We start from the raw sequence: 13,626 nt of genomic DNA, 5'->3' as shown, positions 1-13,626 counted from the left end.
CGGATCGGGACGTGCGGGTTCCCGCCGCCCCTTGCAATCGGGCGCGTGGCCTCGCAAACATGCTAGCCAGAGCGATGGAGGCAGTGAACAGATGGACCTGAGGAACGCAGCACGGCAAGTGCGGGACAACGCCTACGCGCCATATTCGAATTTCAAGGTCGGCGCGGCGTTGCGCTCGGGGGATGGGCGTCTTCATGTCGGGTGCAACGTGGAAAACGTGGCCTATCCCGAAGGCACCTGCGCCGAAGCGGGGGCCATCGCCGCGATGATCGCCGCGGGCGCACAGGACATCGTCGCGGTGTATGTGATCGCCGACAGCCCCGATCCGGTCCCGCCCTGCGGTGGCTGCCGGCAAAAACTGGCCGAATTCGGTGCCCAGGATGTGCCGGTCACGCTCGCCAATCTGCACGGCGCGGAACGCGAAACGACAATCGGCAGCCTTTTGCCCGGTGCATTCGGCGCGGGCCATATGGACCGATCCTGATGCAGGCGCGATCCATCATCGCCGGTCTGCGCCGGGGCGAAACACCCGGCAGCGCGGCCCTAGACTGGTTTGCCCATGCGCTTGCCGATGGCAGCGTCAGCGATGCGCAAGCCGGCGCGTTTGCCATGGGGATCTGTCTGAACACGCTGGACAACGCAGGGCGTGCCGCGCTGACCGCCGGGATGCGCGACAGCGGCAAGGTTCTGAGATGGGACCTTGGCGCGCCGGTACTGGACAAACACTCCACGGGCGGCGTCGGGGATTGCGTGAGCCTTGTTCTGGCCCCCGCGCTGGCGGCCTGCGGTGTCCATGTCCCGATGATTTCGGGCCGCGGGCTCGGGCATACCGGCGGCACGCTCGACAAGCTCGAAGCGATCCCGGGGGTCCGCACCACCCTGACCGAGGAACAGTTCCGCCATGTCGTGTCCGATGTCGGCTGCGCGATTGTCAGTGCCAGCGCCGATATTGCCCCTGCCGACAAGCGGCTTTACGCCATCCGCGACGTGACCGGGACGGTCGAAAGCCTTGACCTGATCACCGCGTCGATCCTGTCCAAGAAGTTGGCAGCGGGTCTCGACGGGCTCGTGCTCGACGTGAAATGCGGCTCGGGGGCCTTCATGAAATCCGCCGATGAGGCGCGTGCGCTGGCCCGCGCGCTGGTCGATACGGCCAACGCGACAGGCTGCACGACCACGGCGCTCATCACCGATATGTCGCAGCCGGTGGCGTCCAGCCTTGGCAACGCGCTCGAAGTGGTGGACGTGATGCGCGTTCTGACGGGGCAGGGCAGTGGGCGCCTTGCCGAGCTGACCATCCAACTCGGCGCGACCTTGCTGGATCAGGCGGGGATCGACAGCGGCGTGGACAGGCTGCGCGACGCGATCAGCTCGGGTGCCGCCGCCGAGAAGTTCGGTGCGATGGTGTACGCGATGGACGGTCCGGTGCGCTTTGTCGAGGATTGGTCGCGCTTCCTGCCCGAAGCGCCGGTGATCCGCGAGGTGCCCGCATCAAACTCCGGCACCGTTGCCGCGATTGACGGAGAGGCGCTGGGCCTGGCCGTGGTGGCGCTGGGTGGCGGGCGGCACGTGGAAACCGACACGGTCGATCCCGCTGTCGGGCTGAGCGATGTGGTCTCCATCGGCGAGACGATCAGCAAAGGCCAGCCGCTGGCCCGCATCCATGCTGCCCGCGAAGGGCAGGCCGACGCGGCGGCGCGGGCGGTTCTGGCCGCGATCACGCTTGATCGGGGCCGGATGACGGCGCCCGACCTTGTGCTGGAGCATGTGACATGACCCGAGCGTTCCTGATCGTCATGGATTCGGTGGGAATCGGTGGTGCACCCGATGCCAAGACGTTCTTCAACGGACGCACGCCGGATACCGGGGCAAACACCGTGCGGCACATCGCCGTGGCCTGCGCGGAAGGCCGGGCCGAGACCGGACGCAGCGGCCCGCTGGCCGTGCCGACCCTGGACGCGCTGGGTCTTGGCCGCGCCGTCGAACTCGCCTGCGGCGAGACCGCGCCGGGCCTGACAGCGACACCGCACGGCAGCTGGGCCGCCGCGACCGAGATTTCGCGTGGCAAGGACACACCGTCGGGCCATTGGGAATTGGCAGGTCTTCCGGTCCCGTGGAACTGGACCTATCTGCCGGATGCCAAGCCGTCCTTCCCACCCGAAATCACCGAACGTATCTGCGAGCTGGCGGGCACGGATGGCATTCTTGGCAATTGTCATAGCGACGGCGTCAAGGCGATCGAGACATTCGGGGCCGAGCATCTGCGCAGCGGCAAACCGATCTGCTATACCTCGGCTGACAGTGTCGTGCAGATTGCGGCGCATGAGCAGAGTTTTGGCCTCGACCGCCTGCTGAGGCTCTGCAAGGATCTCGCGCCGATGGTGCATGAACGCCGGATCGGCCGTGTCATCGCGCGGCCGTTCATCGGGCAGGAGGGCGCTTTCAAACGCACGTCCAATCGACGCGATTTTGCCATCGCACCACCCGAGCCGGTGTTGACAAACTGGGTGCAGGACGCCGGCCAGCCGGTGATCGCCCTTGGCAAGATCGGCGACATCTTCTCCATGTCCGGCATCGACGACGTGCACAAAGGTCCAGACACCACGCTGATGCAGCACCTTGCCACGCAGATCGACACCGCGCCGGAAGGTGCGCTCGTTTTTGCGAATTTTGTCGAGTTTGACAGCAAATATGGTCATCGCCGCGATGTGTCGGGCTATGCACGCGCACTTGAATGGTTCGACGCCGAACTGGCCAAGCTGCTGCCGCGTTTGCGCTTTTCCGATCTGATGGTGATCACCGCCGATCATGGCAATGATCCCACCTGGATCGGCAGCGACCACACCCGCGAACGCGTGCCGGTCTTGATGGCCGGGGCCGGGGCCGGCGAGATCGGCCATGTCGGGTTCGCGGATGTCGGACCAAGTGTTGCAACCCATCTGGGTGTGTCGTCATCCGGATCCGGACGGAGCTTCTTGTGATGGATGAGGACCGACTGGACCGGGTGGTCCGCCTGCCCAAGGTGGAACTGCACCTGCACCACGAAGGCGCCGCGCCGCCGGCTTTCATCAAGGGTCTGGCACAGGAAAAGTCGGTTGACCTGTCCAGCGCATTTGCCCCGGACGGCAGCTATGCCTTCCGCGACTTTGTCCATTTCCTGCGCGTCTACGAAGCCGCGACAAGCGTGCTTGAAACGCCCGAGGATTACGCGCGCCTGACCAGCGCGATCCTTGAGGAAAGTGCTGCAAATGACGTGATATATTGCGAAACGTTCCTGTCGCCCGATTTCTGTGGCGGGGGTGATCTCGGGGCGTGGCGCGAATATCTGCACGCGATCCGCGATGCCGCGGAAAAGGCGGAACAGACCCATGGCATCATTCTGCGCGGCATCGTGACCTGCATCCGTCACCTGGGCCCGGAAAGGGCCAAGCCCGCTGCGCGCTGTGCGGCGGAAACGGCAGGAGACTGGATCGTCGGTTTCGGCATGGCAGGGGATGAATCGCGCGGCAAACCCAAGGACTTCACCTACAGCTTTGACATGGCACGCGAAGCGGGTTTGCGCCTGACGGCACATGCCGGCGAATGGGGTGGCGCGACATCCGTGCGCGATGCGCTGCAAGATTTGCGCGTCGAACGGATTGGCCACGGTGTGCACGCGATCGATGATCTGTCGCTTGTGGACATGCTTGTGGAAAAGGGAATTACGCTCGAAATATGCCCCGGTTCGAACGTGGCTTTGAAGGTCTATCCCAGCCTCGCCGCCCATCCCATTGAAAAACTGCGCCAACGCGGTGTCAACGTCACGGTTTCCACCGATGACCCGCCGTTCTTTCACAGCACGATGCGCGACGAATACCGGAACCTTGCCGAAACCTTTGGCTGGGACGAAGATGTGTTTGCCAAGATCAACGAGACGGCCGCCCGTTCGGCCTTTTGCGACGAGGACACCCGCAGGCGTGTCCTGAAACGACTGGAGCGCCCATGACCGATCATCTTACCATTGTCCGACACCCGCTTGTTCAGCACAAGCTGAGCCTGATGCGTGAAAAGGACACCTCGACCAAGTCGTTCCGCCAACTGCTGCGTGAAATCAGCCATTTGCTCGCTTACGAGGTGACACGCAACCTGCCGCTCACCACCAAGCGGATCGAGACCCCGATGTGCGAAATGGATGCGCCGGTGATCGATGGCAAGAAGCTCGCCCTCGTGTCGATCCTGCGCGCGGGGAACGGACTTCTGGATGGCATCCTCGACCTGATTCCGGCCGCGCGTGTGGGATTTGTCGGGCTGTACCGCGACGAGGAAACGCTGAAACCCGTTCAGTATTACTTCAAAGTGCCGACCCAGCTGGACGAACGCGTGACCATCCTTGTCGATCCGATGCTGGCAACCGGCAACAGCTCGGCCGCCGCGGTGGACCTTGTGAAACAGGCGGGCGCCAGCAACATCATATTCCTGTGCCTGCTGGCCGCCCCCGAAGGCGTTGCCCGGATGAAGCAAGCACACCCGGATGTGCCTGTCGTGACCGCCGCGTTGGACGAGCGGTTGAACGAACAAGGCTATATCGTCCCGGGCCTTGGTGACGCCGGCGACCGGATGTTCGGGACCAAATAGCGGCCTTATGTGTCACACGCACCAACAATCTGGCTGATCTTCTGCGCCGTGTGAATCATCATGCTGGGCAGGATTAAGCAGTTGAAGATGAACACGCACAGCGATGAGACAATCAATATCCCGCTGTACTACCTGCGCGCTCAGATCATCCGCGAGGGGACGGACGGGCTAAAGCACGTCAAAGGGCTTATGAAATTACGCGGGCTTGCTCTGGACGCACGGCCAGTGCCTTAAAACCGCAACAGACGGTTTCGCAAGGATCAGCTACGGCAGGCGATACTTGATGAACTCCGCAAAGGGCCGCGCACGTCACGTCATCGAGGGCGTCGATTTCATCAACGGCATCAAGCCATCAAACACAGATCAGGCCGCCGCATGACGATCACCAAACACCAGATTTGACAATAGCTCGGCGTTACGCCGCCCGCTGCCACTACACGTTCGAAGTCCGGCTGACCAGTGAACCTATGGCGTTGCTTGCCAGCGTGTGTGCCAGAGTGCCGTTGTCGGTGCGGCGGTTTCCTTCCATCCATGCGGCGTGGTTTGCGTCCTGGTGAAGGTATTGCGGGCTAACGTGGTGGTGCTGACCCATCACCATGCGGCGCAGGTGTGAGACCTAGCTTTCAACCATGTTGGTGTGCTTGCCGTGGTCGCTGTAGATTTCGGGGTGGTTGACGCGCTCAACATTCCAACCCGCGTGCAGCAAGTCCCGATGGCTTGCTTCCACATCCCGCCGTAGCTTGATGCGTTTGATACCTAAGGCCGCCAAATAGACCTTTACACAGCATTTTCGGACAGGCAGGTTCGGCGCTGACCTGTGGGGACAGAGACATGAGTAGAGATTTTTTGGCGGCCGCGATTGCTGCCGCCGCATTGGTGACGCTGGGTGCAGATGTATCGGCGCAGAATGGAACCGCGGTTGGTCCGCCTGCGGAATATCCGCCGTCGACGTTCGAGGGACGTCAGTTCGTGGACAGCCGGGGCTGTGTCTATGTCCGGGCTGGCGTCGATGGTGCGGTGAATTGGGTTCCGCGCGTGTCGCGGCAGCGCGAAGTTGTTTGCGGCCAGACCCCGACCTTCGCGCGCCAGGAGCCGGAGAACGCCGCACAGGCAGAGCCGGTCGAGGTCGCGCAGGAAGAGCCGGTGATCATCACGCCGCAGCAGCCGGCGTCCCCGAAAGCCCGACCGCGCAGCGCGTCGCAGCGGGGCGACAAGGCCCAGCCACAGCGGCGCGCGACCGCCGAGAGGATCGTGCCGAAACATGTCCATGATGCGCAGGGCGACACTCTGCCGCCGATGCCCAAGGGCTATAAACGCGCCTGGGAGGATGACCGCCTGAACCCGCATCGCGCCCACATGACCCGCGAGGGCCATCGCGCCACGCAGCAGGTCCTGAGCAATACCGTCCCGCGCAGATCGCTCACCGTGCCGCAGGATATCCGGACGCCCAAGATCGTTGGCCGCGGCAAAGGTCCCGGCCACTGATCAGGCGCCGCAGATGCCCTGAAGGCGGAGCCAGTCCGCATCGCTCAGCACAGGGCGCGGTGATCTTCCGGACATTGGATCGGCTTCGATGAGAGGCAGGGTGCTTTCGCCCGTGATATCAACGGAATAGGCATATGGCGTGCTGCGCAGCTCGGCCGCGGCAAAGGCGGAAAGCATCGTCTCCACAGGAAGCGGCGCGGCGGGTTGGGCCAACAGGTGTTCGCTGTAGCGGTCCAGATCGTCCGTGGACATCTCTCCGGTGGTCAACAGGCGCAGGCTCGACCAAAGACCGGTCTGGATCAACATTTTCTCGAGCGGGTCCTGGCTTTGAGAGCGCAGGCGTTCGGTCAGGATATATCCGGCCGGCACCTCGGGGTCTTCCGGGTCCTCGATCAGGGATCGGTTCAGCAGGATGCGCCCCCCCGGCAAATGCGCCGTCTGCACCACGCCGCCCGGCAGCACCACGAGCGATCCCCGCTGCGCCGGTCCAAGCACGCGCGAGGCCAGCCGACTGAGAGGCTCGCGCGCGTCGCGTGTCATGCAGGGCTGCCCCGAGATGCGCGTGACCCGCGCCAGAAGCGCATTGCCGATCTCGACCCGTTTGACAGCCGGCACCACCTTCACGGTGTGGCGCAACAGCGCATCCGGGAGCCAGAACAGGATCCCGGCCACAATCGCGGCCGCGATTGTCCCGGTGATCCAGAGGCGCAGCTTGCCCGGCTTGGCGCGGCTCCTCTCGATGGCGGCGCGGATTGTCTCGATGGCGTCGATCATCTGTGCGCCGTCTTCGCCGAATTCGAGCGTTTCGCCGGGATCGCCATCGGGATGGTAGATCGCGGGGCGCTGACCCTTGTTGGCCCGCACCACCGCCGCGACCGACCAATGTGCCAGCACGTTTTCCCGCAGATCCAGGATCGTCAAGGAGGCATCTCCCAACGACACGATCACATCCTTGCGCTGGTCTGTGGGCGTCGCACGCCATACAGCTTCGGCCTCGAGCCGTTGAAATTCCTTCAAAGCGGTCATGCGGGCTGCTCTGCCTCATTGATTGGCCAAAAGAGTACACCCGCACGGGATGTCGCGCAATGCAGCAAAGCGCGCGCGCCGAGGCGCGCCCTGCCTCGGGTCTGGCGGGTCTCTTTGAAATCCTGAAACGGATGTGTGCCGGCTTTGCGGACCATTGCCGACGCTTGCCATCCCGCCATCAAGCAACCTACACTTCGAAAAATGTCTTCAAATGGCTGACAAGATGACTTCGAATGCCGGGTACGTGCGTCTGATGGGACGACTAATTTGCGGATCGGTGGGCGATGCCGAGATCTTGCAAACTCATCTTCCCGAGCATATCCGCCTCACGACAGCCGAACCCGGCTGCATTTCTTTCACTGTCGTTCAGTCGGATAACCCTCTGATCTGGCACGTGGAGGAATGCTTCTTCGACAAAGAGGCCTTCGAATTTCACCAGCAACGAACGCGAGCTTCACCATGGTGGACGGCAACGGCAGGCATTCCTCGGGATTACGAAATATCTGGACTCGAGTGACCCCGGCGAACGGTCGCGTCCGGCTCGTTCCCGGCACTCTTCCCGGACAATGCACCAGATCGCCGGCACGAGAAGTGGACATGGCGCAGCGATCTCGCTTTGGCAAAAGCAAATCCTTGCCTTGGCACCGGCCCGGTGGCACCTCTGGCGCATGATCATCTCGCCCGGACGGAATTTCATCTTCGTACACATCCCCAAGACCGGCGGGACGTCCTTGGCCCTCGCGCTGGAGGCGCGCGCGCATCGCGACGACATCCTGATCGGCGACACGCCCAAGGCGATCCGGCGCAAGGGGCGGGTCAGGAAGCTTGCCGCGCAGGGGCGGCTATGGAAACACAGTACGCTGGCGGATATCGACGGGGTTCTGCCGCCTGGAAAGCTGGAACAGATGTTCGTGTTCACCCTGGTGCGCAATCCTTGGGACCGGTTGGTCAGCTATTATCACTGGCTGCGCACACAGAGTTTTGACCATCCGGCTGTGAGGTTGGCCAAGGCGCTGAGCTTTGCGGATTTCGTGCAGCACCCCGGCACATATGGCGCGATGCATGCCTCGCCTGCCGCCAGTTACGTGACCGACGCAACGGGCATCAACCGGGCGTCAGCCTACATCCGGCTTGAGGCATTGCCAGAGGATCTGGCACCGCTGGAGCGGCACCTGGGCTTTGCGCTTGACGTGCCGCACGCCAATTCCTCGGCCCGGCCGAAGGATTACCGCCGGGCCTACACCGACCGAACCGCGCAGATCGTGGCCGATATGTGCGCCCGAGACATCGCGCAATTTGGATATCGGTTCGGTGAGTGACGTGTCGGCGCGCAGGTGATCTCTGCCCGCTCTCTAGGTCCGGACCCGGCAGACCCGGCGCGTATTGCTGCCATGCGGCAATGGACCAAAGCCGCGGGATGCGCGCCAAGCCCGTTGGGTCGCAGTGCGGATGCTTGGTGCACGACGGCCCCGGATCGGCCGGATCGACCGTTTTGCCGCGCCTCGGGCAGAGCAGGGGGCCCAAGCTGGCGCGACGGCTGCGCCCCGGACCTTGCCGGGGGCGCACCGAATGTCTGGCAAGCGCTCTGTCCCGCCGGACTGCGCGGTGTTCAGGCCGCAGACGCGGCTGGTGCGAACCGACCATAGAAGCTCTGGCCTTTCGCCGCCATCTCGCGCAGCAGGTCGGGGCAGGCAAAACGGTCACCATGGGCCGCGACCAGCTCATCGCAGCGATGCGCGGCATATTCCGCGCCCAGCATGTCGAGCCATGACAGCGGGCCGCCTGACCACGGCGCAAAGCCCCAGCCAAGGATTGCGCCGACATCGCCTTCGCGGATGTCCATCAGGACCCCGTCTTCCAGGGCGCGCACCGCTTCGAGCGATTGTGTGAACAAAAGCCTGTGCTGGACGTCGATCAGATCGGGCTGGTTTTCCGATTGCGGGTATCGTCGCATCACAACGTCCGACAGTCCCTGCCGCTTGCCCTTGTCGTCATAGTCGTAGAACCCCGCCTTGGCCTTGCGGCCCAGACGGCCCTGATCCTCCATCCAGAAGATCACCTCGTCCACCTCGCCATCCGGATAGGCATCGCCCATTGCCGCCTTGGTGGCACGGGCGATCTTGGCCCCCAGATCAATCGAGGTTTCATCGACAAGCTGCAACGGACCCAGCGGCATGCCGACCATCTTGGCGGCGTTCTCGATCAGGGCGGGGGCAACGCCTTCCTTCACCATCCGGATGCCTTCGTTGATATAGGGGATGATGCAGCGATTGGCATAGAAGAACCGCGCGTCATTGACGACAATCGGCGTCTTCTTGATCTGGCGCACGAAATCGAGGGCTTTGGCGACGGCACGGTCGCCGGTTGCCTTGCCCTTGATGATCTCGACCAGCATCATCTTTTCTACCGGGCTGAAGAAGTGAATGCCGATGAACTGTTCCGGGCGCTGGCTGGCCTTGGCCAGATCGGTGATCGGCAGGGTCGAGGTGTTGGTGGCAAAGATGCAATCTTCGCGCACAACCTTCTCGACCTGTGCCGTGACCTCGGCCTTGATCTTGGGGTCTTCGAACACCGCTTCGACGACCATGTCACAGCCTGCCAAGACAGCGTAATCGTTTGTCGCCTTGATCCGCGCCAGCATCGCATCGGCCTTGTCCTGCGTGATCTTCTTGCGTGATACCCCCTTGGCCGCGTAATCGGCAGAATAGGCTTTGCCCTTGTCCGCCGCTGCCTGATCCCGGTCCAGAAGTACCACCTCGATCCCGGCCTGCGCCGACACCAGCGCGATGCCCGCGCCCATCATGCCGGCACCAAGAACGCCCACTTTGCGAACCTTCTGATCGTCGATCCCGTCGGGCCGCACTGCGCCTTTTTCAAGCGCCTGCTTGTTGACAAACAGCGACCGGATCATCGCGCCGGAAGACGGGTTCATGATGATGTTGGTGAACCAGCGCGCCTCGATCTTGAGCGCGGTGTCAAACGGCACAAGCGCACCTTCATAGACCGCGCTCAGCAGCGCCTTGGCCGCTGGGTAGACACCCTTGGTCTTGCCGTTGACCATTGCCGAGGCACCGACGAATGTCATGAACCCCGCCGGATGATAGGGCGCGCCGCCGGGCATCTTGTAGCCCTTGGCATCCCACGGCTTGATCAGATCGGCATCCTTGGCGTTCAGCACCCAGTCGCGCGCCGCCGCCATCGGATCATCGGCGACCTCGTCGATCAGGCCCGCGGCCTTGGCTTTGGCCGGATCGGACAGCCTGCCTTCCAGCAGGAAGGGCGAGGCCGCCATCGCCCCCATCTTGCGCGCCACGCGGGTTGTGCCGCCCGCACCGGGGAAGATGCCGACCATGATCTCCGGCAGGCCGATCTTGGCCTTGGGATTGTCGGCGGCAAAGATGCGGTGACAGGCCAGCGGAATCTCCAGCCCGATGCCAAGCGCCGTGCCCGGAAGTACCGCCGCCACCGGCTTGCCGCCCTTGTTGGTCTTGGCATCCATGCCCGCGCGTTCGATCTTGCGCAGCACGCCGTGCATTTTCATGATGCCGTCGAACACCGCCTCGGCCCCGGCCTCTTTCAGCGTGGCCAGCACGTTGAGGTCCATGCCCGCCGCGAAATCCGGCTTGCCGCTGGTGATGATGATGCCCGTGACGGCGTCATCCGCCAGCGCGTGCTCCATCAGGTCGCTGAGGGTTTCGAGCCCCTCAAAGCTCAGCACGTTCATCGATTTTTCCGGAACGTCCCAGGTGAGCGTCGCGATGCCATCGGCGTCGGTGGTCATTGTGAAGTCTGTCATGGTCATAATCCTTCCGATCACACGCGCTCGATGATGGTTGCCGCACCCATGCCCGACGCGATGCACAGCGTGGCAAGCCCGGTGCCCTTGCCGCTGCGCTCCAGCTCGTCAAGCAGCGTGCCGATGATGATCGCGCCGGTCGCCCCCAGCGGATGCCCCATCGCAATGGCGCCGCCGTTGACGTTGACCCGGTCCGCATCGACATCGAACGCCTGCATGAAACGCAGGACCACGCTTGCGAAGGCCTCGTTCACCTCGAACAGGTCGATGTCACTGATGCTCATGCCGCTGTCGGCAAGGATCTTTTCCGTCACCGGCACCGGCCCGGTCAGCATGATGGTCGGATCGGTGCCGATCTTGGCGGTGGCCTTGATCCGGGCGCGGGGCTTCAGGCCCCATTTTTCGCCAAATGCCTTGTTGCCGATCAGCACACCCGCGGCCCCATCGACGATGCCCGAAGAATTGCCCGCGTGGTGGATGTGGTTGATCCGCTCCAGATGCGGGTATTTCATCAGCGCCACCGCATCGAAGCCCGGCATCGCCTCGCCCATCTGCTTGAACGAGGGATCGAGCGCGCCAAGCGACGGCAGGTCGGTGCCGGGGCGCATGTGTTCGTCCCGATCCAGGATCGTCAGGCCGTTCTGGTCGCGCACGGGAATAATCGATTTGGCAAAGCGCTGATCTTCCCATGCCGCCGCGGCCCGGCGCTGGCTTTCCACGGCAAGGCTGTCGGCGTCTTCGCGGGAAAATCCGTACTCGGTGGCGATGATGTCGGCCGAAATGCCCTGCGGGACGAAATAGCTCTCCATCGCGACGCTCGGATCAACCGCGATCGCCGCCCCGTCGCTGCCCATGGCCACCCGGCCCATCATTTCCACGCCACCGGCGATATAGCCGTCTCCAGCACCACCGCGCAGCTGGTTCGCGGCAAGGTTGACGGCCTCCATGCCGGAGGCACAGAACCGGTTGATCGCAAGGCCGGGGATCGACTGGTCCAGGTCCGAGGCCAGCACGGCGGTGCGCGCAAGGCAGCCGCCCTGTTCGCCCACCTGGGTGACATTGCCCCAGATCACATCCTCGACCGCGTGACCCTCCAGCCCGTTGCGCTCCCTGACGGCATTCAGCACCTGTGCGGACAGGCGCAGACTCGTCACCTCGTGCAGGCTGCCGTCCTTGCGGCCCTTGCCCCGCGGGGTACGCAGGGCGTCGTAGATATATACGTCAGTCATTCGGCTCTCCGTCTCAGGCCCGGTCCGAAGGGGATCCGGGCATCAGGTCATAAGGGTGTTTCCAGCCGGGCAGGGCTTGGATGTTGGACATCCACCGGTCGATATTGGGCCAGTCGGCACGGTCAAATCCGAAGGGTTCTGGATAATAGAGATAACCGCAGCAGCTTAAGTCTGCGTTGGTGACAGCATCCCCGACAATCCAGTCACGGCCCGCCAGATGCGCGTCAAGTACCCCGTAGGCCGATTTCATCCGGCCTTGCATGAAGCCAATCACTTCGGCTGGTCGTTTGTCTTCGGGCAGGAAGTTCATGAGGAAGCGCAAGGCGCCGGAGGTGCCGCTGAATTTCTGGTTGTCCCAGAGAATCCAGCGCAGGATCTCGAGCCGCTCCATCGCGTCCTTGCCACCGTACTTGCCGTATGTGTCAGACAGGTAGGTCTGGATCACACCTGATTGTGACAGCGTGACGTCGCCATCCACCAGCACCGGTGCTTCGCCCATTTCGTTCACCTTGGCACGATAGTCCGAACTGCGCGTCTCGCCCCCAAAGAAATCGACTTTCAAGGGGGTCCAATCCATCCCCCCAAGTTCAAGCGCGAGCGCGGCTTTGTAGGAATGTCCGCTTTCGCCGAAGCAATAGAGGTGCATGGTCATGGGCGAAGTCTCCTGTTGTGAAAATGTCGAGGGACGATGTGGGGGTTTCACACCCCCACCCCCCCCGTGGAGTTTATCGGGCAAGATGAAGCTGGAGCCCGTTTCTTCTTCATCCTCCGTTAAGGTTAATTGGCGTATCAACGCGGTGCATGGCAGGCTGGAGAGCTGAGCCATGTGCAAGGTGAAGCCCCGCCGACAGTGCCTGACACCGCGTGGTAAAGAGGCCGACCGGCGGGGTGGAGCTTGCCGCGCTCCTTCATCTTGCCGGATAAACTCCCGCCGGAGGCATCCCGAACCTGTTGTTTGCGCAATGGCTGACAGCATCAGAGCGCCCTCGCGATCAGCTCTTTCATGATCTCGTTGGTGCCGCCGTAAATCCGCTGCACGCGCGCATCGGCCCACATCTCGGCGACGGCGTATTCCTGCATGTAGCCATAGCCGCCATGCAGCTGCACACATTCGTCCAGCACTTCGCCCTGCGTGTCCGACAGCCAGTATTTCGCCATCGCGGCTTTCTCGACCGACAGGTCTCCGCGCAGGTGCTCTTCCATGCAATTATCCAGAAAGGCGCGCGCCACGGTGGTCTTGGTCTGGCATTCCGCCAGTTTGAAGCGGGTGTTCTGGAACTGCGTCAACGGCCCGCCGAAAGCTTCGCGTTCCTTGCAATAGGCGATGGTGCGGGCAACAGCGCCTTCCATCGCACCCACGGCGCCGCATCCGATGATGAGCCGTTCCTGCGGCAATTGCTTCATCATCTGATAGAAGCCCTGACCTTCTTCGCCGCCCAGCAGGTTTTCCGGCGCGATCTCGACATTGTCGAAGAA

Annotated in this window: 14 protein-coding genes and 1 pseudogene; 9 read left to right on the top strand and 6 right to left on the bottom strand. The window is 63.1% G+C overall.

Going from position 1 to position 13,626, the window contains the following annotated elements; genetic code table 11:
* The first annotated feature begins 91 nt into the window (after window positions 1–91).
* The 6 genes from LCF59_RS11805 to LCF59_RS11780 all read left to right on the top strand — a co-directional run bounded on the left by LCF59_RS11805 (window position 92) and on the right by LCF59_RS11780 (window position 4,848).
* Complete coding sequence (locus tag LCF59_RS11805; protein WP_292287743.1) at window positions 92–484, top strand: cytidine deaminase; 393 nt, start codon at window positions 92–94, stop codon at window positions 482–484.
* Complete coding sequence (locus LCF59_RS11800) at window positions 484–1,776, top strand: thymidine phosphorylase (protein ID WP_292287741.1); 1,293 nt, start codon at window positions 484–486, stop codon at window positions 1,774–1,776. The genes LCF59_RS11805 and LCF59_RS11800 overlap by 1 nt, the downstream gene beginning before the upstream one ends.
* Window positions 1,773–2,981, top strand: a complete 1,209-nt coding sequence (locus LCF59_RS11795) for a phosphopentomutase (protein ID WP_292287739.1) — start codon at window positions 1,773–1,775, stop codon at window positions 2,979–2,981. Before LCF59_RS11800 ends, LCF59_RS11795 begins: the two co-directional genes overlap by 4 nt.
* Entirely contained in the window at window positions 2,981–3,985 is a 1,005-nt protein-coding gene (locus tag LCF59_RS11790) for an adenosine deaminase (protein ID WP_292287737.1), read from the top strand. The genes LCF59_RS11795 and LCF59_RS11790 overlap by 1 nt, the downstream gene beginning before the upstream one ends.
* Window positions 3,982–4,614, top strand: coding sequence for a uracil phosphoribosyltransferase (gene upp / locus LCF59_RS11785; RefSeq protein ID WP_292287735.1), 633 nt, complete (start codon window positions 3,982–3,984; stop codon window positions 4,612–4,614). Before LCF59_RS11790 ends, upp begins: the two co-directional genes overlap by 4 nt.
* 87 nt (window positions 4,615–4,701) lie before the next feature.
* On the top strand, window positions 4,702–4,848 hold the full coding sequence (locus LCF59_RS11780) for a hypothetical protein (protein WP_292287733.1): 147 nt from the start codon (window positions 4,702–4,704) through the stop codon (window positions 4,846–4,848).
* Between the two features lie 199 nt (window positions 4,849–5,047).
* On the opposite strand, the pseudogene LCF59_RS11775 reads toward LCF59_RS11780, so the two are convergent.
* Window positions 5,048–5,338, bottom strand: a pseudogene (locus LCF59_RS11775) (transposase); the annotation flags it as partial.
* Window positions 5,339–5,445: 107 nt separating this feature from the next.
* Here LCF59_RS11775 and LCF59_RS11770 point away from each other — a divergent pair.
* Window positions 5,446–6,099 (top strand): hypothetical protein, encoded by a 654-nt coding sequence (locus tag LCF59_RS11770; RefSeq protein WP_292287731.1) that lies wholly within the window; start codon window positions 5,446–5,448, stop codon window positions 6,097–6,099.
* On the opposite strand, the gene LCF59_RS11765 is transcribed toward LCF59_RS11770, so the two are convergent.
* Window positions 6,100–7,125 carry a hypothetical protein gene (locus tag LCF59_RS11765; RefSeq protein ID WP_292287729.1) on the bottom strand — a complete coding sequence of 342 codons (1,026 nt, stop codon included), beginning with the start codon at window positions 7,123–7,125 and terminating at the stop codon, window positions 6,100–6,102.
* Window positions 7,126–7,336: 211 nt separating this feature from the next.
* On the opposite strand from LCF59_RS11765, the gene LCF59_RS11760 reads away from it, so the two are divergent.
* A complete protein-coding gene (locus LCF59_RS11760; RefSeq protein ID WP_292287727.1) occupies window positions 7,337–7,642 on the top strand; it encodes an antibiotic biosynthesis monooxygenase in 306 nt (101 codons plus the stop codon).
* A gap of 151 nt (window positions 7,643–7,793) precedes the next feature.
* Entirely contained in the window at window positions 7,794–8,444 is a 651-nt protein-coding gene (locus LCF59_RS11755; protein ID WP_292287822.1) for a sulfotransferase family 2 domain-containing protein, read from the top strand.
* A gap of 290 nt (window positions 8,445–8,734) precedes the next feature.
* Here the strand turns inward: LCF59_RS11755 and LCF59_RS11750 are convergent, their stop codons facing one another.
* The 4 genes from LCF59_RS11750 to LCF59_RS11735 form a co-directional block, all read right to left on the bottom strand.
* Entirely contained in the window at window positions 8,735–10,921 is a 2,187-nt protein-coding gene (locus tag LCF59_RS11750; RefSeq protein ID WP_292287725.1) for a 3-hydroxyacyl-CoA dehydrogenase NAD-binding domain-containing protein, read from the bottom strand.
* Between the two features lie 17 nt (window positions 10,922–10,938).
* Window positions 10,939–12,150, bottom strand: coding sequence for an acetyl-CoA C-acetyltransferase (locus LCF59_RS11745; protein ID WP_292287723.1), 1,212 nt, complete (start codon window positions 12,148–12,150; stop codon window positions 10,939–10,941).
* Between the two features lie 13 nt (window positions 12,151–12,163).
* On the bottom strand, window positions 12,164–12,802 hold the full coding sequence (locus tag LCF59_RS11740; protein ID WP_292287722.1) for a glutathione S-transferase family protein: 639 nt from the start codon (window positions 12,800–12,802) through the stop codon (window positions 12,164–12,166).
* A gap of 323 nt (window positions 12,803–13,125) precedes the next feature.
* A partial coding sequence (locus tag LCF59_RS11735) for an acyl-CoA dehydrogenase family protein (RefSeq protein ID WP_292287720.1) occupies window positions 13,126–13,626 on the bottom strand: 501 nt, incomplete at its 5' end.

This window comes from Marivita sp. (genome assembly GCF_020055675.1).
Classification (GTDB): Bacteria; Pseudomonadota; Alphaproteobacteria; order Rhodobacterales; family Rhodobacteraceae; genus Marivita.
This window is presented reverse-complemented; position numbering and strand designations above follow the sequence as displayed.